Annotated in this window: 23 protein-coding genes; 6 read left to right on the forward strand and 17 right to left on the reverse strand. The window is 69.5% G+C overall.

Annotation, left to right across the window (positions count from 1 at the left end; all coding sequences use genetic code 11):
• Positions 1-168: 168 nt before the first annotated feature.
• The 4 genes from qcrB to ctaE all read right to left on the reverse strand — a co-directional run bounded on the left by qcrB (position 169) and on the right by ctaE (position 4,411).
• On the reverse strand, positions 169-1,818 hold the full coding sequence (qcrB, locus tag ACQEU8_RS27815) for a cytochrome bc1 complex cytochrome b subunit (RefSeq protein ID WP_433105805.1): 1,650 nt from the start codon (positions 1,816-1,818) through the stop codon (positions 169-171).
• A complete protein-coding gene (qcrA, locus tag ACQEU8_RS27820) occupies positions 1,815-2,882 on the reverse strand; it encodes a cytochrome bc1 complex Rieske iron-sulfur subunit (protein ID WP_433105807.1) in 1,068 nt (355 codons plus the stop codon). The genes qcrB and qcrA overlap by 4 nt, the downstream gene beginning before the upstream one ends.
• Positions 2,879-3,691, reverse strand: a complete 813-nt coding sequence (gene qcrC, locus ACQEU8_RS27825) for a cytochrome bc1 complex diheme cytochrome c subunit (RefSeq protein WP_433105809.1) — start codon at positions 3,689-3,691, stop codon at positions 2,879-2,881. Before qcrC ends, qcrA begins: the two co-directional genes overlap by 4 nt.
• 102 nt (positions 3,692-3,793) lie before the next feature.
• On the reverse strand, positions 3,794-4,411 hold the full coding sequence (gene ctaE, locus ACQEU8_RS27830; protein ID WP_433105811.1) for an aa3-type cytochrome oxidase subunit III: 618 nt from the start codon (positions 4,409-4,411) through the stop codon (positions 3,794-3,796).
• A gap of 243 nt (positions 4,412-4,654) precedes the next feature.
• On the opposite strand from ctaE, the gene ACQEU8_RS27835 reads away from it, so the two are divergent.
• A complete protein-coding gene (locus ACQEU8_RS27835) occupies positions 4,655-5,068 on the forward strand; it encodes a hypothetical protein (RefSeq protein WP_433105813.1) in 414 nt (137 codons plus the stop codon).
• Positions 5,069-5,183: 115 nt separating this feature from the next.
• Here ACQEU8_RS27835 and ACQEU8_RS27840 read toward each other — a convergent pair whose 3' ends face one another.
• The 4 genes from ACQEU8_RS27840 to ctaC all read right to left on the reverse strand — a co-directional run bounded on the left by ACQEU8_RS27840 (position 5,184) and on the right by ctaC (position 9,763).
• Positions 5,184-6,479 carry an Ig-like domain-containing protein gene (locus tag ACQEU8_RS27840; protein ID WP_433105815.1) on the reverse strand — a complete coding sequence of 432 codons (1,296 nt, stop codon included), beginning with the start codon at positions 6,477-6,479 and terminating at the stop codon, positions 5,184-5,186.
• Between the two features lie 148 nt (positions 6,480-6,627).
• Positions 6,628-7,026, reverse strand: a complete 399-nt coding sequence (locus ACQEU8_RS27845) for a cytochrome c oxidase subunit 4 (RefSeq protein WP_433105817.1) — start codon at positions 7,024-7,026, stop codon at positions 6,628-6,630.
• Positions 7,023-8,753 carry an aa3-type cytochrome oxidase subunit I gene (gene ctaD / locus ACQEU8_RS27850; RefSeq protein WP_433105819.1) on the reverse strand — a complete coding sequence of 577 codons (1,731 nt, stop codon included), beginning with the start codon at positions 8,751-8,753 and terminating at the stop codon, positions 7,023-7,025. Before ctaD ends, ACQEU8_RS27845 begins: the two co-directional genes overlap by 4 nt.
• Positions 8,750-9,763: an aa3-type cytochrome oxidase subunit II gene (ctaC, locus tag ACQEU8_RS27855; RefSeq protein WP_433105821.1), complete on the reverse strand. Its 1,014-nt coding sequence runs from the start codon at positions 9,761-9,763 to the stop codon at positions 8,750-8,752. Before ctaC ends, ctaD begins: the two co-directional genes overlap by 4 nt.
• 280 nt (positions 9,764-10,043) lie before the next feature.
• Between ctaC and ACQEU8_RS27860 the strand changes: the two genes are divergently transcribed.
• Positions 10,044-11,435 (forward strand): cysteine desulfurase/sulfurtransferase TusA family protein, encoded by a 1,392-nt coding sequence (locus ACQEU8_RS27860; protein WP_433105823.1) that lies wholly within the window; start codon positions 10,044-10,046, stop codon positions 11,433-11,435.
• Between the two features lie 22 nt (positions 11,436-11,457).
• On the opposite strand, the gene ACQEU8_RS27865 is transcribed toward ACQEU8_RS27860, so the two are convergent.
• On the reverse strand, positions 11,458-12,330 hold the full coding sequence (locus ACQEU8_RS27865) for a GNAT family N-acetyltransferase (protein WP_433105825.1): 873 nt from the start codon (positions 12,328-12,330) through the stop codon (positions 11,458-11,460).
• Between the two features lie 135 nt (positions 12,331-12,465).
• Positions 12,466-13,644: a quinolinate synthase NadA gene (gene nadA / locus ACQEU8_RS27870; protein WP_433105827.1), complete on the reverse strand. Its 1,179-nt coding sequence runs from the start codon at positions 13,642-13,644 to the stop codon at positions 12,466-12,468.
• Between the two features lie 237 nt (positions 13,645-13,881).
• Here nadA and ACQEU8_RS27875 point away from each other — a divergent pair, with 237 nt between their 5' ends.
• On the forward strand, positions 13,882-14,235 hold the full coding sequence (locus ACQEU8_RS27875; RefSeq protein ID WP_114017239.1) for a HesB/IscA family protein: 354 nt from the start codon (positions 13,882-13,884) through the stop codon (positions 14,233-14,235).
• A 191-nt stretch (positions 14,236-14,426) separates the two neighbouring features.
• Here the strand turns inward: ACQEU8_RS27875 and ACQEU8_RS27880 are convergent, their stop codons facing one another.
• Both ACQEU8_RS27880 and ACQEU8_RS27885 read right to left on the reverse strand, forming a co-directional pair.
• On the reverse strand, positions 14,427-15,803 hold the full coding sequence (locus tag ACQEU8_RS27880; protein WP_433105830.1) for a hypothetical protein: 1,377 nt from the start codon (positions 15,801-15,803) through the stop codon (positions 14,427-14,429).
• 141 nt (positions 15,804-15,944) lie between these two features.
• Positions 15,945-16,157: a hypothetical protein gene (locus ACQEU8_RS27885; protein WP_433105832.1), complete on the reverse strand. Its 213-nt coding sequence runs from the start codon at positions 16,155-16,157 to the stop codon at positions 15,945-15,947.
• 162 nt (positions 16,158-16,319) lie between these two features.
• On the opposite strand from ACQEU8_RS27885, the gene ACQEU8_RS27890 reads away from it, so the two are divergent.
• Positions 16,320-17,294 (forward strand): carbohydrate kinase family protein, encoded by a 975-nt coding sequence (locus ACQEU8_RS27890; RefSeq protein WP_433105834.1) that lies wholly within the window; start codon positions 16,320-16,322, stop codon positions 17,292-17,294.
• Between the two features lie 167 nt (positions 17,295-17,461).
• Here the strand turns inward: ACQEU8_RS27890 and ACQEU8_RS27895 are convergent, their stop codons facing one another.
• The 5 genes from ACQEU8_RS27895 to ACQEU8_RS27915 all read right to left on the reverse strand — a co-directional run bounded on the left by ACQEU8_RS27895 (position 17,462) and on the right by ACQEU8_RS27915 (position 24,055).
• Positions 17,462-20,611, reverse strand: a complete 3,150-nt coding sequence (locus ACQEU8_RS27895) for an efflux RND transporter permease subunit (RefSeq protein WP_433105836.1) — start codon at positions 20,609-20,611, stop codon at positions 17,462-17,464.
• 186 nt (positions 20,612-20,797) lie between these two features.
• Positions 20,798-21,490 (reverse strand): response regulator, encoded by a 693-nt coding sequence (locus tag ACQEU8_RS27900; RefSeq protein ID WP_433105838.1) that lies wholly within the window; start codon positions 21,488-21,490, stop codon positions 20,798-20,800.
• Positions 21,487-22,812, reverse strand: coding sequence for a sensor histidine kinase (locus ACQEU8_RS27905; RefSeq protein ID WP_433105840.1), 1,326 nt, complete (start codon positions 22,810-22,812; stop codon positions 21,487-21,489). Before ACQEU8_RS27905 ends, ACQEU8_RS27900 begins: the two co-directional genes overlap by 4 nt.
• 123 nt (positions 22,813-22,935) lie before the next feature.
• Positions 22,936-23,214, reverse strand: a complete 279-nt coding sequence (gene pspAA, locus ACQEU8_RS27910) for a PspA-associated protein PspAA (RefSeq protein WP_433105842.1) — start codon at positions 23,212-23,214, stop codon at positions 22,936-22,938.
• A gap of 43 nt (positions 23,215-23,257) precedes the next feature.
• Positions 23,258-24,055, reverse strand: a complete 798-nt coding sequence (locus ACQEU8_RS27915; RefSeq protein ID WP_433105844.1) for a PspA/IM30 family protein — start codon at positions 24,053-24,055, stop codon at positions 23,258-23,260.
• A gap of 240 nt (positions 24,056-24,295) precedes the next feature.
• Between ACQEU8_RS27915 and ACQEU8_RS27920 the strand changes: the two genes are divergently transcribed.
• Positions 24,296-24,892 (forward strand): DUF3043 domain-containing protein, encoded by a 597-nt coding sequence (locus tag ACQEU8_RS27920; protein ID WP_433105846.1) that lies wholly within the window; start codon positions 24,296-24,298, stop codon positions 24,890-24,892.
• Positions 24,889-25,575 carry a class I SAM-dependent methyltransferase gene (locus ACQEU8_RS27925; protein ID WP_433108770.1) on the forward strand — a complete coding sequence of 229 codons (687 nt, stop codon included), beginning with the start codon at positions 24,889-24,891 and terminating at the stop codon, positions 25,573-25,575. The genes ACQEU8_RS27920 and ACQEU8_RS27925 overlap by 4 nt, the downstream gene beginning before the upstream one ends.
• Positions 25,576-25,580 lie beyond the last annotated feature (5 nt).

A 25,580-nucleotide genomic window follows, 5' to 3' on the forward strand; every position in this document is an offset into this window, starting at 1 on the left:
ACCGAGTCCAGGTGCCGCACCGGCCAACCGTTCAGCTGGAGGACCCCCGGCCCCGGAGACCGGGCCGGAACAGGGGCGCCGGCGGGCCCGGGGCACAAAGCCGGGAGGGGCCCGCGGGATGTACCCGCGGACCCCTCCCGATGTGGCGGATCCAGCTGTGCGAACCGGTCAGTGGTGCCCGTGGCCGCTCTCGATCTCGCGGTACTCCTCCCGGGTCGGCTTCGGGATCTGACCCGCCTCCCCGTAGTAGCCCTTCGAGAGCTTCGCCCGCAGCTTCTGCCCGCGGGACACCTTCCGCTGGACACCGTTCTCGTCCTTGAGCGGACCGATCTCCACCGGCTCGTACTGGTCGTGCGCGGTGAGCGTGTGCAGCTGCTCCTGCGAGAGCGGCTCATGGATCTCGACGAACTCGCCGTGCGGCAGCCGCTTGATCGTGCCGGTCTCCCGGCCGTGCAGCACCTTCTCCCTGTCCTTGCGTTGCAGGCCGAGGCAGATGCGCCGGGTGGCCCAGAAGACCAGGACCGGCGCGACGAAGAAGCCGATGCGTACGAACCAGGTGATCGCGTTGATCGACAGATGGAAGTGCGTCGCCCACAGGTCGTTGCCGCCGCCGACGAGGAGCACGAAGTACCAGGCGATCCACGCGGCGCCGAAGGCCGTACGCGTAGGTGCGTTGCGCGGCCGGTCGGCGATGTGGTGCTCACGCTTGTCCCCCGTCACCCATGCCTCGATGAACGGGTAGACGGCAATCGCGACCAGCACCAACGGGAAGATGATCAGCGGGATGAACACGCCGAGCACCAGCGTGTGACCCCACAGATTGACTTCCCATCCCGGCATGAACCGGATCAGGCCCTCGGAGAAGCCCATGTACCAGTCGGGCTGCGCGTTGGTGGACACCTGGTCGGGCCGGTAGGGCCCCAGCACCCAGATCGGGTTGATGGTGAACAGCGCCGAGATGGCCGCGATCACACCGAAGACCAGGAAGAAGAAGCCTCCGGCCTTGGCCATGTACACCGGCAGCAGCGGCATGCCGACCACATTGGTGTTCTTCCGGCCGGGGCCCGCGAACTGGGTGTGCTTGTGGTAGAAGACCAGGATCAGATGCGCCACCAGCAGCCCGAGCATGATGCCCGGCAGCAGCAGGATATGGACCGAGTAGAACCTGGCCACGAAGTCGTGCCCGGGGAACTCGCCGCCGAACAGGAACATCGACAGATACGTGCCCACGATCGGCACGGACAGGACCGCGCCCTCCATGAACCGGACACCGGTGCCGGAGAGCAGGTCGTCCGGGAGCGAGTAGCCGGTGAAGCCGGTGAACATGCCCAGGACGAAGAGCAGGAACCCGAAGACCCAGTTGACCTCGCGCGGCTTGCGGAACGCCCCCGTGAAGAAGACGCGCATCATGTGCACGAACATCGCCGCGAGGAAGATCAGCGCCGCCCAGTGGTGAATCTGCCGCACCAGCAGACCACCGCGCACATCGAAGCTGATGTCCAGCGTCGAGGCGAACGCCTCCGACATCCGGACGCCCTGCATCGGCGTGTACGGGCCGTGGTACTCCACCTCGTTCATCGACGGGTGGAAGAACAGCGTCAGATAGACACCGGTCAGGATGATGATGATGAAGCTGTAGAGCGCGACCTCACCCAGCATGAAGGACCAGTGGTCCGGGAAGATCTTGCGCATATTGGCCTTGGCGAGGCTGTAGATGCCCAGCCGTCCGTCGGCCCAGTCGGCGACCCGCTCACCAGCGGGTGCCTTCTTCTTGCCCTCGGCAGCCGCGCTGCCCGGGGTATCGGTTGCAGTACTCATCCGCGCTCCCAGAAGGCCGGACCGACGGGCTCCGCGAAGTCGCCCTGCGCTTCGAGGTAGCCGTCCTTGTTGACGCTGATGTTGAGCTGCGGCAGCGGGTGGCCGGCGGGTCCGAAGAGCACGCGCGCACCGTCGGACAGGTCGAACGTCGACTGGTGGCACGGGCACAGGACGTGGTGGGTCTGCTGCTCGTAGAGGCTGACGGGGCAGCCGACGTGCGTGCAGATCTTCGAGAAGGCGACGATCCCCTCGTGCGACCAGTCCAGCTCGCGCTTGTCCTTGATGTCGCTCGGCTCCAGCCGCACGATCATCAGAGCCGCCTTGGCGATCTCCTTCGCGAACTCCTCGTCGTCGTGCTCCAGGCCCTCGGGCTTGGCGAACGTGAGCGAGCCGACGGCGATGTCCTCGGGACGCAGCGGCTCGTTCGTGTTCTCGTTGACGAGCAGCTTGCCCTTCTTCCAGGCGGTGTGCCGCAGCTTGTCCTCGGGCAGCGGGCCCAGATCGCGCAGCAGGACGACGCCGGAGAGCGGCACCAGGGCCACGGCACCGAACATCGTGTTGCGGATGAGCTTCCGGCGGCCGAAGGCCGACTCCTTGGCACCCTGCTTGAAGTCCGCGATGACCTTCTCGCGCACCTCCGGGGGCGCGGTGATCGGATGCCGCTCGTCGACCATCTCCTCGTCGGACATCAGCGTGCGGGCCCAGTGGACCGCGCCGGCGCCGATGCAGAAGAGGGCGATGCCGAGGGTGAGGCCGAGTGCCAGGTTCAGCGCGCTGACGTGCCCGATCGGCCAGACATAGACGATCTCGTCGATCGGGAAGGCCACGAAGGAGGCGATGAAGCCCACCGTGGCCAGCATGGACAGCGTGAAGAAGAAGGCGACGGTGCGCTCGGAGCGCTTGGCCGCCCGCTCGTCGATGTCCTGGATGCGGTGCTCGTGCGGCGGCAGGCCGGGGTCCGCGAAGGGGTCGCCCTTGGCGACTTCCGCGCCGTGGGCCTCTTCCCGCGCAGCGGGCAGGTTCTCGTCTGACACGTTCTCGTCTGGTCCAGTCTCGCTACTCATGACTTCTTGGCCTTTGCGGTCCGAGCGGCGACCCAGACGGCGACGGCGATCAGCACGCCGAGACCGAAGACCCAGGCGAACATGCCCTCCGCGACAGGGCCGAAGCCACCGAGCTTGAACCCACCGGGGCTCTCCGACTTGTCGCTGTTGACCTCCTTCACGTACGCGACGATGTCCCGCTTGTCCTTCTCGGGAAGCGCACCGTCGGTGAAGGACGGCATGTTCTGGGGGCCGGTCTGCATGGCCTCGTAGATGTGCTTGGGGTCCACATCCTCGAGGTCGGGCGCGAACTTGCCGTGCGTGAGGGCGCCGCCCTCGCCGGTGAAGTTGTGGCACTGCGCGCAGTTGGTGCGGAAGAGTTCCCCGCCCCTGGCGACGTCGGCACCGCTCGGGTCGTACATGTCCTTGGTGGGCTTGGTCGGGCCCGAACCCAGTGAGGCGACATACGCGGCGAGCTGGTTGATCTCGTCCTGGTCGTAGATCCTCTTCTTCTTGGGCACCTGGGCGCCAGGCTGCTGGGCCGGCATCCGGCCGGTGCCGACCTGGAAGTCGACCGCCGCGGCCCCGACACCGACCAGGCTGGGACCGTCGCTGGTCCCCTGGCCGCCGGTCCCGTGGCAGCTGGAGCACCCGGTGGCGTAGAGCTTCTTGCCCTCCTCGATGGCGAGGGACTTACTCGACTCCTGCTCGGCCTTGGCCTCACCCGCGGGAGCGAACGCGGTGTACAGCCCCCCGGTGGCCGCCAGCGCGAAGAGTAGAACGACAAGCGCCGCCAGCGGATGGCGCCGTCGTGCGGAGAGCTTTTTCACGGATTACCCCGGTGTCAGGATCTTCTCGTCGATGCTGTGTCTGTCCGTCTGTTCCGTAATCCGCCTGTGCGGTACGGCGCGCGGCCCTGCCGCGCCCCTCGGTTACCGGATCAGGTAGATCGTGGCGAAGAGGCCGATCCAGACGACATCGACGAAGTGCCAGTAGTAGGACACGACGATGGCGGCGGTGGCCTGGTGGTGAGTGAACCGCCTGGCCGCGTAGGTGCGCCCCAGGACGAACAGGAAGGCGATGAGACCGCCTGTCACGTGCATCCCGTGGAAACCGGTGGTCAGGTAGAACACCGATCCGTACGGACTCGAGGAGAGTGAGGTGCCCTCCTTGACCAGCTCCGTGTACTCGAAGACCTGGCCGCCGATAAAGATCGCACCCATGACGAAGGTGACGATGAACCACGCGCGGAGCTTCTTCACATCACCGCGCTCGGCAGCGAAGACGCCGAGCTGGCAGGTGAGCGAGGAGAGCACCAGGATCGTGGTGTTCGTCGCGGAGAAGGGAAGGTTCAGCTCAGCGGCATGCTCCTTCCAGTACTCGGCGCCGGTCACCGACCGCAGGGTGAAGTACATCGCGAAGAGGGCCGCGAAGAACATCAGCTCGGAACTCAGCCAGATGATGGTTCCGACGCTGGTGAGGTTCGGCCGGTTGACCGACGGGTGCGCGTGCCCGGTTTCTACTGCTGTTGCTGTCGCCACGACCGACATTATGTCGGTCGCTTATCCCGGCCTCACTTCGGGGGGTCCCGTTCGGTGTGTCCGTACCCGGCTCCCGCGCCGTGTCCTGGGAAGACGGCATTCCCACCGCCCGCTTACGGCCCAGTATCGGGGTGTGCCGACCGCTGTTGACGGTGCGTCGGAGGGAGTAGCATCCGAGCGGCGCCACCGCGGAAATGTGGCTACGAGCCGCCCGGTGCGTCACGGTTCGCCCGATACGGACGCGGAGGAACGATGCAGCCGACCGCCACGGTGCTGGTCTACAGCGACAACGCCACCACCCGCGAGCAGGTGCGGCTCGCAGCGGGCCGCAGGCCCGCCACCGATGTGCCCGAGGTCCGCTACGTGGAGTGCGCCACCCTCCCCGCCGTGCTCGAAACGCTGGAGGAGCTGCACGTGGACGCGTGCGTGCTGGACGGGGAGACCGCCCCGGCCGGCGGGATGGGCGTATGCCGGCAGATCAAGGACGAGATCTTCGACTGCCCCCCGGTGCTGCTGCTGATCGGCAGGCCGCAGGACGCCTGGCTGGCGACCTGGAGCCGGGCCGAGGCGACCGTCTCGCACCCGGTGGACCCGGTGGCGCTGGCCGACGCGCTGGCCGGGCTGCTGCGGGACCGCACCGGCGACGGCACCCTCGCCCGGGCCTGAAGCCCCGGGCCGTCCGGGCCCTCAGCGCAGAAGTGCCGCGCCCGTCCGCCCCCCGATCGGGGCGCGGACGGGCGCGTCTTTCTTGTCACACCTTTCCGGTCACACAGCGGAGGGGTCATACCTGGGGGCGCAGCCGCGCGGCGTCCGCGGGGCTGCTGCCGACGGGTTTGTCGCTGTCGACGGCGCTGCCGGCGCGCCACTTTCTCCAGTCCAGATTCCAGTCCCCGAAGCCGTTGCCGAAGGGGGCCATCTTCTCGCCGGCCGAGTTGACGTGCTGGACGATGTCGCCCTGGCGAACGTTGTTGAAGAACCACTTGGCGTTGGCGCTGCTCATTCCGGTGCAGCCGTGGCTGGTGTTCGACACGCCCTGGGAACCGACCGACCAGGGGGCGCCGTGCACGTACTCACCGCTGTTGGTGAGCCGGGTGGCCCAGTAGACGGGCAGGTCGTAGAAGTCCGAGGCACCGATGCTGGCGCTGGTCATCCGGACGAACGGCTCCTTGGTGAGGATCACCTTGATGCCGTTGCGGGTCTCGTAGCCCGCCTTGCCGGTGGTGACGGGTATGGAGCGGACGGTCTTCCCGTTCTTTCTGACGGTCATCACATGCGAGGAGGCGTCGGTGAGCGCTTCTATTCGGTCGCCGGTCTTCATCCGAACGGATTCCGCCTTGCCGCCGTAGAGGCCGTCGCGCACCTTCAGCCCTTTGAGTGACGAGCGGAGGGTGATGGAGGCGTGGGCCGGCCAGTAGGAGCGGGGCCGGTAGTGCAGCTCCTTGCTGTCCACCCAGTGCCAGGAGCCCTCCACATGGGGCCGGGACTCCACCTTCAGCGCCCGCTCGACCAGCTCGCGCTGCTTGCGGCCCTTGACGCGGTGGCTCAGCTCCGCCGTGAGCGGCTGTCCGACGCCGTAGGTGCCGCTGTCCGGGCCCAGTTTGACGTCGAGGTGCTTGGATGCGGGCTTGGTCTCGAAACGCAGTGTGCGCCGTCCTGGGGCGCCCTCGTCGTTCTCCGTACTCACCTGGAGGGTGTAGCGGGCGCCGGCGGCCAGCGGCCCGGTGCTGTGCCAGCGTTTGCCGTCGGTGGACAGTTCGCCCGGCACCACATGGCCCGAGGCGTCGGTGGCGAAGATGTCGGTGAGGGTGTCGCCGTGCTGGGCGGTGATTTCCAGGGGCTTGTTCGGGTCGACGTCCTTGCTGTCGGCGTCGGCGTTGACGGCCACGGCGTCCGTGGCGTCGTAGGGGGTGGAGGCGAGCGAGTTGCCGCTGCTGCCGGTGCCGCAGGCGGCGAGCCCCACGGAGAGGGGTGCCAGCAGCAGGGCGCAGCTCTTCACCACCCGGCGCTTGTACTTACGGGACACGGTTCGGGGGGTGAGGACCCCCTGCGCTATCGCGGTGCGTGGGCTGTAACTCATGGCCCCAAAATATGAAGAATCGTCATTTCGGGCCCGCTGAGTGCGTACAAACGGGTCGGCCCCCCGGAGTGTCGGGGGGCCGATCCTTGCCTTTTCAGTTCTGTGGTGCCGCGTCAGTTCCGCGGTGCCGCGTTGCGGTGCTCGACGGCTACTGGGTGCGGTTCACGCCGTGGTAGTACTCGAACACCCAGCCGAACAGGCCGATCAGCAGCAGCGGCGCCGAGACGTACACCAGCCACCAGCCCAGGGCCACGCCCAGGAAGGCGAAGGCGCCACCGAGGCCCAGAATCAGCGGCTGCCAGCTCCATGGGCTGAAGAAGCCCAGCTCACCGGCGTCGTCCGCGACGTCGGCCTCCTTGTTGTCCTGGGCTCCGGTGTCGACCCGGCGCGCGGTGAACGCCAGGTAGTAGCCGATCATGATCGACAGACCGAAGGCCAGGAAGAGGCCCGTGGTACCGACCGGCTCCTTCGACCAGAGCCCGTAGGTGATGGCAACTGCCAGCAGGAACACCGACAGCCACAGGAACATCTTGCCCTGGATCTTCACTTCCCGGCCTCCTTGCTGCCGGCGAGCGCCTTCTCTTCCCTGTCCACGTTCTCCAGCTCGTCAAGCGCGGAGATTTCCGGGTGGTGCAGGTCGAAGGCCGGGGATTCGGAGCGGATACGGGGCAGGGTGAGGAAGTTGTGCCGCGGGGGCGGGCAGCTCGTCGCCCATTCGAGCGAACGGCCGTAGCCCCACGGGTCGTCGACCTCGATCTTCTCGCCGTACTTGTGCGTCTTCCACACGTTGTAGAAGAACGGCAGCAGCGACATGCCCAGCAGGAACGAGCTGATGGTGGAGATGGTGTTCAGCGCGGTGAAGCCGTCGGCCGCCAGGTAGTCGGCGTACCGGCGGGGCATGCCCTCGGCGCCCAGCCAGTGCTGCACCAGGAAGGTGCCGTGGAAGCCGATGAACAGCGTCCAGAAAGTGATCTTGCCGAGCCGCTCGTCCAGCATCTTGCCGGTGAACTTCGGCCACCAGAAGTGGAATCCGGCGAACATCGCGAAGACCACGGTGCCGAAGACGACGTAGTGGAAGTGCGCGACGACGAAGTACGAGTCGGAGACGTGGAAGTCCATCGGCGGCGAGGCCAGGATGACACCGGTCAGACCACCGAAGGTGAAGGTGATCAGGAAGCCGATGGTCCACAGCATCGGTGTCTCGAAGGACAACGAGCCCTTCCACATCGTGCCGATCCAGTTGAAGAACTTCACACCTGTCGGCACGGCGATCAGGAAGGTCATGAACGAGAAGAACGGCAACAGCACGCCGCCCGTCACATACATGTGGTGCGCCCAGACCGTCACCGAGAGGCCGGCGATGGCGATGGTGGCGCCGATCAGACCGATGTAGCCGAACATCGGCTTGCGGCTGAAGACCGGGATCACCTCGGAGACGATGCCGAAGAACGGCAGCGCGATGATGTACACCTCTGGATGGCCGAAGAACCAGAAGAGGTGCTGCCACAACAGCGCCCCGCCGTTGGCCGAGTCGAAGATGTGCGCCCCGAACTTCCGGTCCGCCTCAAGGGCGAACAGCGCGGCGGCCAGCACCGGGAAGGCCAGCAGCACCAGCACACCGGTCAGCAGCACGTTCCAGGTGAAGATCGGCATGCGGAACATCGTCATGCCGGGTGCGCGCATGCAGATGATGGTGGTGATGAAGTTGACCGAGCCGAGGATGGTGCCGAAGCCGGAGAGGGCCAGGCCCATGATCCACATGTCGGCGCCGACACTCGGCGAACGGACCGCGTCCGAGAGCGGCGAGTAGGCGAACCACCCGAAGTCGGCCGCGCCCTGCGGGGTGAGGAAGCCGCCCACCGCGATCAGCGAGCCGAACAGGTAGAGCCAGTAGGCGAACATGTTCAGCCGCGGGAAGGCCACATCGGGCGAGCCGATCTGCAGCGGCATGATCCAGTTCGCGAAGCCGGCGAACAGCGGGGTGGCGAACATCAGCAGCATGACCGTGCCATGCATGGTGAACGCCTGGTTGAACTGCTCGTTCGACATGATCTGCATGCCGGGACGGGCCAGCTCGGCGCGCATGAAGAGCGCCATGACGCCGCCGATGCAGAAGAAGACGAACGACGTGATCAGGTAAAGGCTCCCGATCTTCTTGTGGTCCGTCGTCGTCAGCCAGTCGACAACGATCTGTCCTGGCCGCTTGGGGCGTCCAGGGGTTGTCGCCTCAGCCGTCGCGGCGGCGGCACCCTGGGGTTCGTTGAGGATGCTCACGGGTTATTCGTCTCCGCATTCTTGGCGCCGCCCGTGGTGGCGGTACCCGCCGGGATGTAGCCGGTCTGGCCCTTCTTCGCCAGGTCCTCCAGGTGCTTCTGGTACCGCTCCGGGGAGACGACCTTCACGTTGAAGAGCATCCGGGAGTGGTCGACGCCGCACAGCTCGGCACACTTGCCCCTGAAGGTGCCCTCCCTGTTGGGGGTCACCTCGAAGCGGTTGACATGGCCCGGGATGACGTCCTGCTTCATCAGGAACGGCAGGATCCAGAAAGAGTGGATGACGTCACGGGAGGTCAGGATGAACTGGACCTTCTCCCCCTTGGGCAGCCACAGGGTCGGACCCGGGTTGCCGTTCTGCGGGTTCTTGTCCGCGGGAGTGCCGGCCGTGTAGACGCCCTCGGCACCCTTGGGGAAGCCCTTGGTCATCCGGTCCGGGATGGCGCTCAGCTCCTTGTCCAGCGCCTTGTCCGTGTTGACGTCCGTCTTCGGGTCGCCGTCCACGTCCTCGACGTAGTTGAAGCCCCAGCTCCACTGGTAGCCAACGACGTTGATGACGTGGGTGGGCTTCTTGGAGGTCGCCAGAAGCTTCGTCTCGTCCCGGGCGGTGAAGTAGAACAACACCGAGATGATGATGATCGGGACCACCGTGTACAGCGCCTCGATGGGCATGTTGTACCGGGTCTGCGGGGGGATCTCGACCTTGGACCGGGAGCGCCGGTGGAAGATGACGCTCCACAGGATCAGACCCCACACCAGCACGCCCACGGCGAGCGCGGCCGCCCAGGAGCCCTGCCACAGGGAGAGGATCCGCGGCGCCTCGTCCGTTACCGGGGTGGGCATGCCGAGGCGGGGGAAGTCCTTTGATGTGCAACCGGTCGCGGTCGCCAGGACCAGGCCCGCAGCCAGCGCCTGCTGCAGCTTCCGCCGCATCGGGCGCCGCGACGTGGGGGTGCCGCCCACTGCGCCCGAAGGGCGCCCGTGGGGGAGGTCTGAGCCGTTGGGACTCACGTAGCGCCTTCCCGAGAGTCTCGCCCGCGACGGTCGGGCGCGGCCCTCTTACGTGGTCGGGCGCCGGCCCAGGCGCGGGCAGGGGTTTGGATGTTTATGCGGACCAAACCCTAGCCGACGCCATTTGGGGTCGCGCGGGGAGGGGGTGTAACGCGCCGCGCGCCACCCTGATGGGGTGGAATGCCGTCCCGGCGCCCCTGAACTGACGTTGTGCAGGCCGGTTCCGGGCCGTCTGCGGCGCCCGGTTCGCGGGGTGCGCGTGCGGCGGTAGCGTACAAGTGTGTCCTATTTTGATGCCGCCTCTTCGCTCCCCCTCCACCCCGTCGCGCGGCAGGCGCTGCTGGCGTCGATGGATGAGGGATGGGCCGATCCCGGCCGCCCGCACCGCGAGGGCAGGCGGGCGCGGATGCTGCTGGACGCGGCGCGCGAGACCGCGGCCGAGGCCGTCGGGTGCCGCCCCGACGAGCTCCGTTTCACCTCATCGGGTACGCAGGCGCTGCACACCGGGATCACCGGGGCGCTGGCCGGGCGGCGCCGGGCCGGGCGGCGGCTGGTCGTCTCGGCCGTCGAACACTCCGCCGTACTGCACACCGCCGAGGTCCATGAGCGGGCCGGCGGCCAGGTCCGCCAGGTCGGCGTCGACCGTACGGGCCGGGTGGACGCACAGGAGTGGGCGCAGGCGCTCGGCGAGGACTGTGCGCTGGCCTGTCTCCAGTCCGCGAACCACGAGGTCGGCACCGTCCAGCCGGTGGCGGAGGCTGCCGCGGCCTGCGCCGAGGCGGGCGTACCGCTGCTGGTGGACGCGGCGCAGTCGCTGCCCTGGGGGCCGGTGGAGGGGGCCTGGTCGCTGCTGACCGGGAGCGCTCACAAGTGGGGCGGCCCCGCGGGCGTCGGGCTGCTCGCCGTGCGCAAAGGTGTGCGCTTCGCGCCCCAGGGACCGGTGGACGAGCGGGAGTCCGGTACCGCGCCCGGCTTCGAGAACATCCCGGCCATCGTCGCCGCGGCGGCCGCGCTGCGGGCCGTACGGGCCGAGGCCGAAGCGGAGGCCGCCCGGCTGTCGGCGCTCGTCGACCGGATCCGGGCCCGGGTGCCGCAACTGGTGCCGGACACCGAGGTGGTCGGCGACCCGGTGCGGCGGCTGCCGCATCTGGTGACCTTCTCCTGTCTGTACGTGGACGGTGAGGCGCTGCTGCACGCGCTGGACGCCGCGGGCTACTCCGTCTCCAGCGGCTCGTCCTGCACCTCCAGCACGCTGACCCCGAGCCATGTGCTGCGGGCCATGGGCGTGCTGTCGGAGGGCAACGTACGGGTGTCGCTGCCCCCGGGGACCGCCGAGAGCGAGGTGGACCGGTTCCTGGAGGCGCTGCCCGCCGCGGTCGAGGGCGTACGGGCGCACCTGGGCGCCGGGGCCGGCACCGCCGCCGAGCCCGCGCCCTCCGGCGCCGCCGCGGAGGTCACCGTCGACGCGCGGGGCAAGCTGTGCCCGCTGCCGGTCATCGAGCTGGCCAAGGTCATCGAGGATGTGCCCGCCGGCGGCGTGGTCCGCGTCCTCGCCGACGACGAGGCAGCGCGCCTCGACATCCCCGCCTGGTGCGAGATGACGGGGCACGCCTTCGAAGGGGTCGAGGGCGTCGAGTACCGGGTGCGGCGTACGGGGGCGCGCGCCGGCTGAGCCGGGCCGGCCGGGCAGGCCCTCACAGGAAGGCGCCGGACGGGATGTACGGCGACGGGGGACGCATGCCGCGGAGGCAGACGAAGCCTTCCGCGCGGAGCTCCAGGCCCGCGCGGAGGCCGACGTCGACGGCCCACTGCTGGTCCGCGGTGAGGTCCTGCACCTCCACGACGGTCCCCTCCCCCACCCCGAGCAGCGCGGCGGTCAGCACGCGGGTGGCGAGCCGCCGGGAGGTGGCGCCCAGGAGGGCGACCTTCGCGCTGCCGTCGTCGTCGCTGAGGTAGCAGTAGCCGCTGCCGGCCAGGTCGTCGGCGACCACCAGCCGGTGGTGCCGCATCAGGAACTCGTGGTCGGGCCCGTGGGCGCCGCCGCGCAGCCGCCGGTCGACGGAGTCGAGCAGGTCGCGGTCGCGCGGGCCGCCCTCGACCGCCGCGCCCTCGACGGGGCCGAGGCCCGCGCGGTCGACGACGCCGCGCATCCTGATGGTGGGGTGCAGTTCGAATCCGGCCTGCCGGTACACGCGGGCGGCGGCCGGGTGCCGGGAGCAGCAGATGATGCCGCGCAGACAGCCGCGGCCGTACTCCAGGGTGCGGGTGAGCAGTGCTCGCCCGACGCCCTTGCCCTGGACGCCGGGCAGTACGACGAGGAGGGCCAGGCCCCAGGTGCCCTCGCGGATGTGGGACTGCGCGGCACCGATGGCCTGGCCGGCCTCGTCCTCGGCGAGCCAGCTGCCCGCGGGGTCGTGCCGGACGATGTGCCGCACCTTTTCGCGGCTGCGGGGCGCCTGCGGCGGGGCAGCCCCTTTGAGGGCGTGCGGCTCCCCGAACGCCGCTTCAGTCAGCTTTCTTACGGTCTCCGCGTCGTCCTCGGTGTCTCTGACGGGTCGCAGCAGCATCCGCGCACGGTACGGCGACATGAGGGATCGCCTCAACGATGCTGATGAGGGAGTGCCCCTGCCCGTTCGTCCGCAGGCTGCGGGCGCCTTGTGGTTGCTCGCGCAGTTCCCCGCGCCCCTGACGGGGCGCGAGCCTTACGGAAGGGCCAGCATCCGTTCCAAGGCCAGCTTGGCGTACTTTTCCGTTTCCGCGTCGACCTGGATCCGGTTGACGACGTTGCCGTCGGCCAGTGACTCCAGAGCCCACACCAGGTGCGGGAGGTCGATGCGGTTCATCGTGGAGCAGAAGCAGACGGTGCGGTCGAGGAAGACGATCTCCTTGTCCTCGGCGGCGAACCGGTTGGCCAGCCGCCGTACGAGGTTGAGTTCGGTGCCGACCGCCCACTTGGAGCCGCGGGGAGCCGCCTGGAGCGCCTTGATGATGTACTCCGTGGAGCCCACCTGGTCGGCCGCGGCGACGACTTCGTGCTTGCACTCGGGGTGCACCAGCACGTTGACGCCGGGGATGCGCTCGCGTACCTCGCGGACCGAGTCCAGCGAGAAGCGGCCGTGCACCGAGCAGTGGCCGCGCCACAGGATCATCTTGGCGTCGCGGAGCTGCTGCGGGGTAAGCCCGCCGTTCGGCTTGTGGGGGTTGTAGACGACGCAGTCGTCCAGCGTCATCCCCATGTCGCGGACGGCGGTGTTCCGGCCGAGGTGCTGGTCGGGCAGGAAGAGCACCTTCTCGCCCTGGCCGAACGCCCACTCCAGGGCCCGCTTGGCGTTGGAGGAGGTGCATATGGTGCCGCCGTGCCGGCCGGTGAACGCCTTGATGTCCGCTGAGGAGTTCATGTACGAGACGGGGACGGTCGCCTCGGCGACCCCGGCCTCGGTGAGTACGTCCCAGCATTCGGCGACCTGTTCGGCGCTGGCCATGTCCGCCATCGAGCAGCCGGCCGCCAGATCGGGGAGGACGACCTGCTGGGCATCCGAGGTGAGGATGTCCGCGGACTCGGCCATGAAGTGCACGCCGCAGAAGACGATGTACTCGGCCTCGGGGCGGGCCGCGGCGTCCCGGGCCAGCTTGAAGGAGTCACCGGTGACATCGGCGAACTCGATCACCTCGTCGCGCTGGTAGTGGTGGCCGAGCACGAAGACGCGGTCGCCGAGCTTCTCCTTGGCGGCGCGGGCACGGGCCACCAGGTCCGGGTCGGACGGGGCGGGAAGGTCGCCGGGGCACTCGACTCCGCGCTCGCTCTTGGGGTCGGCCTCGCGGCCGAGCAGCAGCAGTGCGAGCGGTGTCGGCTGTACGTCCAGCGGCTGGGCGGCACTCACAGGACCAGCCCTTTCTGTGGCTCTGATTCGACTTCGCGTCGGATTCTCGTCTAAGTGACGTTATCTATCATAACTGCTTCACGTCAGTTTGACGATGGCCATCGCGTCGATGTGACGCATTCCCAGCCGCTCCGGCGGTGTGCGAGCATGAAGTGACGCTCCTGGAATGAATCCGGGATGCCGTCGGTTGAGCCCGACGGTAAGAGAGCAGTCCGTACCAACCCGGGAGAGAAGCAGATGTCCGTTTCGGACGAGACCGCTGTAAGCGAGGGCATCATCCTGTCCGACGCCGCCGCCGCGAAGGTCAAGAGCCTGCTGGAGCAGGAGGGCCGCGACGACCTGGCGTTGCGCGTCGCCGTCCAGCCGGGTGGCTGCTCCGGCCTGCGGTACCAGCTCTTCTTCGACGAGCGCTCGCTCGACGGCGACGTGGTCAAGGATTTCGACGGTGTGAAGGTCGTCACCGACCGGATGAGCGCCCCCTACCTCGGCGGCGCCTCCATCGACTTCGTCGACACCATCGAGAAGCAGGGCTTCACGATCGACAACCCGAACGCCACCGGCTCCTGCGCCTGCGGCGATTCTTTCAACTGAGCCCACTTGTTGTGCGGGGGGCCGCCGTAGCAGTCGAGGCCGTCGGCCGCCTGCGGGTCGGTTTCGGCTGATCGCGCAGTTCCCCGCGCCCCTTCGGGGCGCGCGCACCATTTGCGACATGACAAGGGCGGCGGACTCCCCCCACCAGGAGTCCGCCGCCCTTGTCGTTCCGGTGGACGGCGCCGGTCCGGTTACTTACGGGGCAGCTTGTCGCCGTCCCGCGCGTCGACCACCTTGCGGTCGCCCAGCTCCTTGTCGAGCTTCACCTCGGCGGTCTGCTTCTTGGCGATCTTGACGCAGACGTTCTTGCCGTCCTTCTTCTTCTTTGCCTCGATCTTGACCTTCACCGCGGATCCCGACTCGTCGGCGGTGGCCTTGTAGGTGTCGCACACCCCGCCCCAGAAGGTCAGCTTCAGGGTGCGGCCGTCCGCCCGGTACGACTCGATCGCCTGCGAGGGCTGCTTGCCGCCCGTGCCGACGTCACCGCTGCCCGGCTTCGAGGGGTGGCCGGAGGTCTTCGAGGGCTTGAGGTACTTCTGCTGCACGGCCGGGTGGGTGACCTCAAGGTCACCGCCGCCGGGCCGCTCCACCTTGTAGATCCACGCCGGGACGAGCAGCGGCTTGCCGTGCGAGCGCTCCAGCGAGAGCCCGAAGACGGCGTCGCCGACCTTCGTCGGCTCGTTGCCCCGCTCGCCCTCGTCCCCGTGCCCGCCGCGCGACTGGTTCGCCTTGTTCATCTCGTCGAGCGTCGCGGTGGCGCTCTGCACCGGGTAGACCTCGCCCTTGTCGGTCTTGTTCCAGCTGCCCTGCGCCCGGGTGATGGTGCCCTTGTCGTCCACCACGAAGGTGCTGTCCCAGCCGTGCGTGGGCAGGTGGTCCACCCTCGGCGAGGCGGTGACGGTACGGGTGCCGCCGACCGGCGATCCGGCGTCCAGCGTGGCGTCGTCGAGCCCGAGCGCCTGCAGCGCCGGGCGTACGGCGTCCTCCGCCTTCTTCTCGGACAGGGGTTTGCCGCCCGGTGCCGGGTCGGGGTCGGCGTCCAGCGGTACGGTCTGGCCGTTCTGGTACGTCCACGCGCCGCCGGCCGCCCCGCGTTCGGCGGTCAGCCGGGGGCCCTTGCCCTGGCCGCCGCCCACCTGCCAGCGGCCGTCCTGGTCCTTGATGGTGCCCTTGACGTGCAGCGCCTCGGCGAGCTTCGCCACCTGCGCGCGGCTCACATCGTGCCCGGGCCGGTAGACGGCCGCGGCCTTGGGACCGTCCGGCAGCTCACCGTCGGCGCGGTAGCCGCGCGGGCCCATCGGCTCGCCGGGCGCGATGCCCTCGCCGCTGTCCCGCGCCGAGGTGGCGGTGCCGTCCAGGGCCAGCCTCGGAGGGCTGCCGTCGGGGCCGCGGTCGGCGTTCTTGCCGGCCGAGCCGTTCGTGTCGCCGGAAGAGGCGGTGGACGCCCAGTACGCGCCGCCCCCGCCCGCGACGAGGACCGCGGCGGCCACGGCGCCGACGGTAAGCTGCCGCCGCCTGCTCCGGGGTGCCGGGCGGCCCTCGGTCTCGGAGGACTGGTCTGTACTCACCGAAAACTCCTTTGGCTCCGCGTCCATGAGCCCTCCCGCACGGGGGTGCTCATGTCCCCCGTCATGCGGGGGTCGTGAGTGGGACGGAGACCGGAAGCGGACGGTTCCCGGGTGGCGCGCTCCGTGGCAGAACCCGGCCGCTCAGTCGCCGTACTCGGACATGCCGTCCAGCAGCCGTGCGGAGCGTACCGGCACGCGCACGCCGTGCAGCGAGGCCGGCCGGACGGGGCGCCGTTCCTCGGGCATTGCGGGCGGAACCGTCCAGTGCGGGACCATCCGCGCGCAGTCGCCGAGCAGTTGCTCCATCGACTCGTGCTCGGCGTACTCGGCCGGGAAAGGCGCTGTTTTCCACATGAGGATCACGCTACGCATCCGATGAGCTGCCCGGAAGACCCTACTATGAGGTAGTTGTGTCCTGTTCGGCTCCGGGGACCCAGCGGGTAGCGTGGCGAGCGCCTTTCCCTCGTGCGCTGGGCGTACGGGGGTACCCGATGTCTCTCAGGAGCAGAATTCGTCGTGCGTATCGCAGTCTGCGGCTCCATCGCAAACGACCACCTGATGACCTTCCCGGGGCGCTTCTCCGACCAACTGGTCGCCGACCAGTTGCACACGGTCTCGCTCTCCTTCCTCGTCGACCGCCTCGACATCCGACGAGGCGGCGTCGGCGCCAACATCGCCTTCGGCATGGGCCAGCTCGGCGTCCGGCCGGTCCTCGTCGGCGCGGCGGGAGAGGACTTCGAGGAATATCGAGCCTGGCTCGACCGCCACGGTGTGGACACCGAGTCCGTGCACATCTCCGAGGTCGCGCACACCGCACGATTCGTCTGCACCACCGACGCGGACAACAACCAGATCGGCTCGTTCTACACCGGCGCCATGAGCGAGGCCAGGAACATCGAGATCCAGCATGTCGCCGACCGCGTCGGCCGGCTCGACCTCGTGCTCATCGGGGCCGACGACCCCGAGGGGATGATGCGCCACACCGAGGAGTGCCGTACCCGCGGCATCCCCTTCGCCGCCGACTACTCGCAGCAGATCGCGCGGATGGACGGCGAGGGCATCCGCAACCTCACCGACGGTGCCACCTATCTCTTCTCCAACGAGTACGAGAAGGAGTTGATCGAGGCCAAGACCGGCTGGAGCGACGAGGAAGTGCTCCAGCGCGTCGGCACGCGCGTCACCACGCTGGGCAAGAAGGGGGCGCGTATCGACCGGGCGGGCGAGGAGCCGATCGTCGTCGGCGTCGCCGAGGAGAAGAAGAAGGCCGACCCCACCGGGGTCGGCGACGCCTTCCGGGCCGGCTTCCTCTCCGGACTCGCCTGGGGCGTCAGCTTGGAGCGGGCCGCGCAGGTGGGGTGCATGCTGGCGACCCTCGTCGTCGAGACGGTGGGCACGCAGGAATACGAGCTGAGGCGGGTGCACTTCATGGAGCGCTTCACCAAGGCCTACGGCCATGACGCCGCCACCGAGGTCCAGGCCCACCTGGCCTGAGCGCCCGCGGGCGGAAGCAGCCGACACAGCGAGGGGGCCCGAATCCGGGCCCCCTCCCACTGTTTCCGGGCCGCTGTCTCCGGGGCTCCGATCTGTTTCCGGGGCTCCGTTCCAGCAGGGCCGGGGCCCGGCGATGGCCCCCCACGGGCGGCCGGGCCCCGGCAGTCTCAGGAGCCGGAGGAGGACTCCGCCGGCTCCGCCTCGGAGCGAGCCCGCGGTGAGGCGCCCTCACCCGCGGGTGAATCCCCGCGCTTGGCGGCCCGCTTGGCGGCGCGGCGCTCCTTCCTCAGTTCCACCATGGCGTACAGCGTCGGCACCAGCAGCAGCGTGAGCAGCGTCGAGGTGATCAGGCCGCCGATGACCACGACCGCCAGCGGCTGCGAGATGAACCCGCCGTCCCCGGTGACGGCGAGCGCCATCGGGGTCAGCGCGCAGATGGTGGCGAGCGCCGTCATCAGAATGGGCCGCAGCCGGTGCCGGCCGCCCTCGACGACGGCGTCGATGACGCCGTAACCCTGCCGCCGGTACTGGTTGATCAGGTCGATGAGGACGATGGCGTTGGTCACCACGATCCCGATCAGCATCAGCATGCCGATCATCGACGGGACGCCCAGCGGGGTGCCCGTCACGACCAGCAGACCCAGCGCGCCGGTGGCCGCGAACGGGATGGACACCAGCAGGATCAGCGGCTGGACGAGCGACCGGAAGGTCGCCACCAGCAGCATGAAGACGATCGCGATGGCCGCCAGCATGGCCAGGCCGAGCGAGCTGAACGCCTCGTCCTGGTCCTGCGAGAGCCCGCCGATCTCGGCGGTGGCGCCCTTGGGCAGGTCCAGCGAGTTGATCTCGGACTGGAGCTCGGCGCTGACCGCGCCGGTGTTCTCGCCGGTCGGCTTGGCGGTGATCGTCGCAGCGCGGGCGCCGTCGATACGGGTCAGCTGCACCGGCCCCTCGACGGTCCGTACCTCGGCGACCTTGCCCAGCGTGGTGCCGCCGAGCGGCAGCCGCTTCAACTCCGCGACGGTCTCGGCCGGTTGCGGGGAGCGGACGACGACATCGCGTTCGGTGTCGTCGAGCACCGCCTTACCGGATTTGGTCCCGCTGACCGCCTGGGTGACGGCCTGGCCGAGCGCGGCGTCCGAGAGCCCGTGGCGGGCCGCCTCGGGCTTGGCGGTGACCGAGACGCGGGGCACGGACTGCGACAGGTCGGAAGATACGTCGGTGACGTCGTCCAGCCCGGCGACCTTGGCGCGGACCTGCTCGGACGCCTTCTTCAGCACCTCGGCGTCGCCCGACTTGACGACGACGCTGAGGTCCTGGGTGCCGAAGCCGTCACCGGCGTTGACGGTGGTCTCGCCGATGGACGGGCCGAGCTTCCGCAGACCGTCGTCCACCGCGTCCTGGACCGCGTCGCTGTCGGCGGACTCCTTCAGCCTGATCTGGTACGTGGCCTGGTTGGCGTCCGTACTGCCGCCGAACGCCGCCATCAGGCCCGCCGAGCCGACGGTGACCTGGTAGTCCTCGACGCCATCGACGCCGGACAGCATCTTCTCCACCTTCTCGGCCTGCTTGTCGGCCGCGCTCAGGCTGCTGCCAGGCGGCAACTCCTGCTGGACGGTGAGCTGCTGGGTCTCGCCCTGGTCGAAGAAGTTGGTCTTCAGCAGCGTCGCCATGCCCCCGGTGGCCACCAGCACCACGACCGCGATGAGCAGGCTGGTGAAGCGGCGGCGGGTGGCGAACCGGAGGACGGGGACGTACAGCCGCTGGAGCGGGCTGTTCGCCTCCTTCTCCTCGGCCTTGCGGCGCTGTTCGGCGGGGTCGAGCCCGCGCAGCGACTTGGGCGCGCGCAGGAACCAGTACGAGAGCACCGGTACGACGGTCAGCGACACCAGCAGCGAGGCGAGCAGTGCGACGGTGATGGTGAGCGAGAAGCCGCCGAACAGCGCGCCGACCATGCCGCCGACGAACGCCATCGGGAGGAAGACCGCGACCGTCGTCAGCGTGGAGGAGGTGATCGCGCCGGAGACCTCCTTGACGGCGTCCAGGATCGCGGTGGTGCGCTCCTTGCCGTAGGTCAGATGCCGTTTGATGTTCTCCAGGACGACGATGGAGTCGTCCACGACCCGGCCGATGGCGATGGTCAGCGCGCCCAGCGTGAGCATGTTGAGCGACAGGTCCCGCGTCCACAGCACGATCAGCGTGAGGACGACGGACAGCGGGATGGAGACCGCGGTCACCAGCGTGGAGCGCAGCGACAGCAGGAAGACCAGGATGACGACGACGGCGAAGACCAGCCCGAGCATGCCCTCGGTCGTCAGCGAGCTGATGGACTTGGAGACCTGCGGGCCCTGGTCGGCGACGACGGTCAGTTCGGCGCCCTTGCCGAGGTCGGCGCGCAGCTGCGGGAGCTTGTCCTCGACCGTCTCGGAGATGTCGACGGCGCTGCCGTCGTTGTCCATGGTGACCGACACCGACAGGCTGCGCTTGCCGTTGGTGCGGGTCAGCGAGGTGGCCTTGTCGGGGGTCTCCTCGACGGTGGCGATGTCACCGACGTCGACCGGCCTGCCCGCACCCTTGCCGGGGATGCGCAGCCGCTCGATCTGCTCGATCGAGGTGTAGCCGTTGCCGACCTGCACGGTCCTGGACTTGCCGGATTCGTCGAAGGACCCGGCGGGCAGCGAGGCGCCGCCCGCCTCCAGCGCCTTGGCCAGATCGGCCGGGGTCAGCTTGGCCGCGGCCAGCTTCTTGGGGTCGGGGGTGACGGCGACCACCTGGTCCTGCACGCCGTCGACGGTGACCTGGCTGACGCCGTCGATGTCCTTGAGGACCGGCACCACGGAGGTGTCCAGCGCGTCGGCCAGCGCCTGCTGGTCCTTGCCCGCGGAGGAGGCGGCGAGCACGACGGTGGGGATGTCGTCGGTGCCGCCGGAGACGACCTGCGGGTCAACGTCGTCGGGGAGCTTGGCGCGTGAGCGGTTGACGGCCTGCTGGACGTCGGCGACGGTCTGCTCGGAGCCGTCGCCGTAGTCGAACTGGGCCATGACGACGGCGGAACCCTCACTGGCCGTCGAGGTGACCCCGGTGATGCCGTCGACGCCCTGGATGTTCTCTTCCAGTGGCTCGACGACCTGCTTCTCGACCACATCGGGGGAAGCGCCCTGGTACGGCGCGATGACCGAGACCATGGGCAGGTCGATGGAGGGCAGCAGCTGCTGTTTGAGCTGGGGGACGGCGATGGCGCCGAAGGCGATGGCGACGAGCGCCATCAGACCTATCAGCCCACGCTGGAGGAGGCTGAGGCGGGACAGCCAGGACATGGGAGCCGGATCTCTCTCTCGGTTCGGGACGTGCGGGTGCCGCCGCCGGGCGGGCAGACACCTGGAGCCGCCTACACCCTCACGCACGTACGGCGCGGAATTCTCCGCCGCAGGTCCCCTTCTGCCGACGGGCGCGTACTGCGGCCGCAGTACACGACTGAGAGAGCCGCAGTACGCCGCGGCAGGTCACTCCGAGAGGGAGGGCCGCACCAGGCCGCTCTCGTACGCGGCGACCACCAACTGCGCCCGGTCCCGGGCGCCGAGCTTGGACATGGTGCGGTTGACATGGGTCTTGATCGTGAGCGGGCTGACGTCGAGCCGTTCGGCGATCTCATCGTTGGACAGCCCCGCGGCCACCTGGGTGAGCACCTCGCGTTCGCGTGCGGTGAGCGCGTCCAGCCGGGCCGCGCCACGTCCCTCGCCGGCCAGGCCGTCCGCCTGTGAAGTGCCGCCCTGCGCAAGGAACCTGGCTATCAGTCCTTTGGTCGCCGCCGGGGAGAGCAGGGCCTCGCCGTTGGCCGCCGTGCGGATCGCGGAGAGCAGTTCACCGGGCTCCGCACCCTTGCCGAGGAAGCCGGAGGCCCCGGCGCGCAGCGCGCTGACCACGTACTCGTCCACCTCGAAGGTGGTGAGGATGACGACCTTCACCTCGGCCAGCGCCGGATCGGCGCTGATGGCGCGGGTGGCGGCCAGTCCGTCGGTGCCGGGCATCCGGATGTCCATCAGCACCACGTCCGCGCCCTTTTCGCGGACCAGCGCCACGGCCTCGGCCCCGTCGGCCGCCTCGCCCACGACCTCCATGTCCGCCTCGGAGTCCACCAGCACCCGGAACGCGCTGCGCAACAGCGCCTGGTCGTCGGCGAGTACGACTCGGATCATGCGGGGGTCTCCTTCCGGGGAGCCGTCGTAGTCTCCAGCGGCAACCGTACGTGGACCCGGAAACCGCCGCCGGGCAGCGGTCCGGTCTCGCACGCGCCGTGCAGCGCGGCGGCCCGCTCCCGCATCCCGACCAGGCCGTGTCCGCCGCCCGCCCCCTCCGGGTGCGCTTCGTCGACGCCGTCGGGATCGGCGGGGTCGGCGGCGGGGGCGGTGTCCTCGGGGATGGTGTGGGTGGTGCCCGCGCCGTCGTCGATGACGTCGATCTCCAGCGCCTCCGCGTCCCGCCGTATCCGCACCTCGGCGTGGGCGCCGCTGCCCGCGTGCTTCTGCACGTTGGTGAGGGCTTCCTGGACGACGCGGTAGGCGGTCAGGTCCACTGCCGAGGACAGCGGCGTCCCGGCACCGAGCGGCGGGGTGTCCACGACGACGGACATCCCGGCGTGCCGGAAGCCGTCCACCAGTTCGTCCAGCACCTCCAGCCCCGGCGCGGGTTCCGTGGGTGCGGTGCTCTCCCCGGACTGGCGGAGCAGCCCCAGGGTGGTCTGCAGCTCGGCGAGGGCGTGCCTGCTGGCGTCCCGGACGTGCGCGAGTGCCTGTTTGGCCTGGTCGGGGCGCTGGTCCATGACATGTGAGGCCACCCCGGCCTGCACGTTGACCAGCGCGATGTGATGGGCGACCACGTCGTGCAGCTCCCGGGCGATCCGCATCCGCTCCTCCGCGACGCGGCGCCTGGCCTCCTCCTCACGGGTGCGCTCCGCCCGCTCGGCGCGCTCCCGGATGGCCTTCACGAACGCACGCCGGTTGCGGACGGCCTCCCCGACGGCGGCGGCCAGCGCGGTCCAGGCGAGTATGCCGAGGTTCTCCTGCGCGTACCACGGCCGCGCTCCGAAGAGCATGCCCGCGCCGGTGAGCACCCCGACGGTGAGGGCGCCGACCCGCCAGCTGGTGCGGCGGTCGGTGGTGTTGGTGACGGTGTAGAGCGCGACGACCGCGGCCGCTGCGAGCGGCGCCCGGGGGTCGGAGTTGGCGGACGGGCCGGGGCTGAGGACGAGCCCGACGACGCAGATCAGGCTGGTCAGCAGCAGCACCGGGATCGGGGCCCGGCGGCGCAGCGCGAGCACTCCGCAGGAGAGCGCGGCCAGCAGCACGGTCTGCCCGCTGATCGCGCGCTCCGCGAATTGCGGCTGGCCGTCCGGTCCGTGCGGTTCCGTGGCGGCGCCGAGGAGGATGCAGCAGAACGTCCCGAGGGCGATGAGGGCGTCGACCGCGTGGGGGTGTGCACGGAGTCGCTCGCGGATGTCGCGGAGTGTCACGGCAGGCACCGTATGCCCGGCTCTCCTGGTGTGGGCTGTCGGATCTGCTCTTGCAGGTCGCGTTGTGCGGTTGTGCGGGTGGTGCGCGTGGGGGGTGGCGGGGGCGCCGGATCGGGGCGCCGATTCCGGGGGCTAGCCGGGGATGAGTCCGTCGTCGCCGAGCATCTGCCTTACCTCTTCCAGGTCGGCGTCGGGCGCGGGGAGGATCAGCTCGGAGGGTTCGAGCGCGTCGTCGGGCAGCGGGCTGCCCAGCCTGCGGACGGCCTCCAGCAGCGCGTAGAGGGTGCGGCGGAAGGCTGCCTCGTCACCGCTCTCCACCTCCGCGAGCAGTTCGTCATCGAGCTTGTTGAGTTCGACGAAGTGGCTGTCGTCCAGTCTGAGCTGGCCTTCGCCCATGATCCGTACGATCATGCCGTTCTCCTCCTCCGGCTGGGGGTGCCGCTGAGGCCCGGGTTCACTCCTTGTTGAACTTGGGCGCTTCCTGCTGGCCGTTCGCCTGGCCCTCCTGGCCCTGGCCCCCCTCGATGGCCTGCTGGCCGTTGCCGCTGCCGCCGGCCAGCTCCGCCTTCATCCGCTGGAGCTCCAGCTCCACGTCGCTGCCGCCGGAGAGGCGGTCGAGCTCGGCGGTGATGTCGTCCTTGGCCATACCGGTGGGGTCGTCCAGCGCGCCGGAGGCCAGCAGCTCGTCGATGGCGCCGGAGCGGGCCTGGAGCTGGGCCGTCTTGTCCTCGGCCCGCTGGATGGCCATGCCGACGTCGCCCATCTCCTCGGAGATGCCGGAGAACGCCTCGCCGATCCGGGTCTGCGCCTGGGCAGCCGTGTAGGTGGCCTTGATGGTCTCCTTCTTGGTGCGGAACGCATCCACCTTGGCCTGGAGGCGCTGCGCCGCGAGGGTCAGCTTCTCCTCCTCGCCCTGCAAGGTCTGGTGCTGTCCCTCCAGGTCGGTGACCTGCTGCTGGAGCGCCGCCCTGCGGGAGAGCGCCTCGCGGGCCAGGTCCTCGCGGCCGAGCGCGAGTGCCTTCTTGCCCTGTTCCTCCAGCTTCGAGGACTGCCCCTGCAACTGGGTCATCTGCAGTTCCAGGCGCTTGCGGGAGGTCGCGACATCGGCCACGCCCCTGCGCACCTTCTGCAAGAGCTCCAGTTGCTTCTGGTAGGAGTAGTCGAGCGTCTCGCGCGGGTCCTCAGCCCGGTCCAGGGCCTTGTTGGCCTTCGCGCGGAAGATCATCCCCATACGCTTCATGACACCGCTCATGGGCCTCGCGCGCCCCCTTCGTAACGGACTCAAGCCCTCGGCAATCTACAGACCCCAGAGTACGGGGCTGTCTTCCATTACCGCACCGTTCGGGCGCGGATGCGCTCATCCTGGAGGACGATCAGCCGCCCGCACTCTCCGGCGCAAGGAGTAGGCACCGCTCCACGGCGGGGCCGGTGCTCTCCGGTGCTTTCCCCCGGGGGCTGGGGCCCACTCTGATTCACACCGTACTCTTGAGATGTGTTCCGTAGCCGTTCGACGAAAGCAGGGCAGGCCGACTCACCTCAGGTGACGGCTGCCGAGCCCAAGCAACCCCGCGACCCGCAAGCCCCCAAGGGTCGCCCCACCCCCAAGCGCAACGAGGCGCGCGGTCCGCGCCGCCCGGTGGCCGGGCCGCAGAGCCGCAAGGACGCGGTCAAGCGGCAGCGCGAGGCCCGCAGGGCCGCGCTGGCCAAGCAGCGCGAGGCGCTGGCCAGCGGGGACGAGCGCTATCTGCCCGCGCGGGACAAGGGCCCGGTGCGGCGGCTGGCGCGGGACTTCGTGGACTCCCGGTTCAGCGTGGCGGAGTTCTTCCTGCCGATGGCCGTGATCATCCTCGTGCTGAGCATGCTGCCCTCGCTCCAGCTGAAGAACATCTCGCTGCTGCTGTGGCTCGTGGTGATCCTGCTGATCATCGTCGACTCGATCGGCATCTCGGTACGGCTGAAGAAGAAGATCCGCGAGCGCTACCCCGACGAGAACCGCCGGGGTGCCGTCGCCTACGCGCTGATGCGGACCCTCCAGATGCGCCGTATGCGCCTGCCCAAGCCGCAGGTCGCCCGCGGCGAGAAGCCCTGATCCGGCACGAGCTGGTCGCCCGACAACTTGAGGAGCGGATCGCCGCGCACTTCGAGGTGGGGCGGCGGCTCAGAGTGCTGGACGCCGGGCTGGGCGACGGCGCGCAGGCGCTGCGGCTGGCCCGGGCCGGCCACGCGGTGACGGGTCTGGAGGCCGATCCATCGCGGCTGGCCGAGGTCGAGGCGGCGCTGGCGGACGAGCCCGAGGGCATCCGCGCCCGCTTCCGCACGATGGCCGGCAGCGGCCAGGACACCGGCGCCCACTTCCTGCCCGGCACCTTTGACGTGGTGCTCTGCCATGACGTGCTCGACCGGACCCGGGACCCGGACAGCACGCTGGCCGGGCTCGCCCGGGTGCTCGACACCGGAGGGCTGCTCTCGATCGTGCTGCCCAACGTGACGGCACGCGCGATGCGGCCGGGGCTGGCCGGTGACTGGGACGGCGCCCATGCCGCGCTGGTGGCCGACCCCCCGGAGAGCGACCGCTTTCTGCGGCTGGAGGCGCTGACCTCGTTCCTCGCCCGGATCGGGGTGCCCATGGAGCGCTGGTACGGCGTGGGGGTCTTCGCGGCGGACGATACGGCCACGGGCGCGGCGGCCCTCGATGTCGAGGAGCGCGCCTGCCGGATGGACCCGTACCGGGGGGTGGCCCGGTCGCTGCACCTGTTCGGGGTGCGGGGCTGACCAGT

This window comes from Streptomyces sp. CA-250714 (assembly GCF_050936705.1).
Taxonomy (GTDB): Bacteria; Actinomycetota; Actinomycetes; order Streptomycetales; family Streptomycetaceae; genus Streptomyces.